Source organism: Stenotrophomonas sp. P5_B8 (genome assembly GCF_054049855.1).
This window is the reverse complement of sequence record NZ_JBFULO010000831.1, coordinates 1-700: the sequence shown is the minus strand read 5'-3', so window position 1 is coordinate 700 and position 700 is coordinate 1. Positions and strand designations below refer to the sequence as shown.

Sequence of the window (700 nt, the reverse complement as noted above, 5' to 3'; positions counted from 1 at the left end):
CGTGTGAACCTGCCATGGGCCAGCGTGTCGCGCGCGAGGATCGCATCGAGTTCGTCGCCGAAGCGCAGGAGACCGTCGGCGTAAGCCGCTTCCAGCAGCTGCTGGCGATTGGCGAAGTGATGGAAGAGGGCGCCTTTGCTGACCCCGGCACGCTCGGCCACACCGACCACGGTCACCCCGCCCAGGCCACGCTGCGCCGCTTCCTGCGCCACCGCGTCGAGCAGGGCCGCGCGAACCCGCGCGGGCTGCTTGCGCCGTTTGAGTGCGTCCATCAGTGCGCCGCCGCTTTGGAGAACGCGTTGATCACGACCACCCCGCCCACGATCATCGCCACGCCCACGATCGCTTGCCAGTCCAGGGTCTGCTTGAACACCGTGACGCTGATGATCAGGGTGAGGACGATGCCAAGCCCGCCCCAGATGGCGTAGGCGATGCCGAGCGGCAAGGTCTTCAGCGCATGGCTCAGCAGGTAGAACGACAGCCCGTAACAGAGCGCCATCGCAACCGTAGGGGCCAGCCGGGTGAACTGCGCTGTCTTCTGCAGCAGCAGGGTGCCGGTGACCTCGGAGACGATGGCGCCGGTCAGGAACAGATATGCCGTGATGAGAGGGGTCATTCCAAACAACCTTCAAGATACCGACCGGGCGGTATGTTAAAGGAAGTGGCGCTGAACGGGGACTGTCTGCAGCGGCTTCGGGCG

Annotated in this window: 2 protein-coding genes; both read right to left on the bottom strand. The window is 65.6% G+C overall.

Annotated features, from left to right (window positions below; all coding sequences use genetic code 11):
• Positions 1–272 (bottom strand): helix-turn-helix domain-containing protein (locus tag ACXJKH_RS21715; RefSeq protein WP_457322482.1); only part of this gene is annotated, 272 nt, incomplete at its 3' end.
• Entirely contained in the window at positions 272–616 is a 345-nt protein-coding gene (locus ACXJKH_RS21710) for a DMT family transporter (RefSeq protein ID WP_306175361.1), read from the bottom strand. The genes ACXJKH_RS21710 and ACXJKH_RS21715, both read right to left, overlap by 1 nt.
• Positions 617–700: the final 84 nt, after the last annotated feature.

What these genes read in the sequence shown, in the direction of transcription:
- ACXJKH_RS21710 (WP_306175361.1), bottom strand. Translation starts at nt 616, where the DNA reads ATGACCCCTCTCATCACGGCATATCTGTTCCTGACCGGCGCCATCGTC.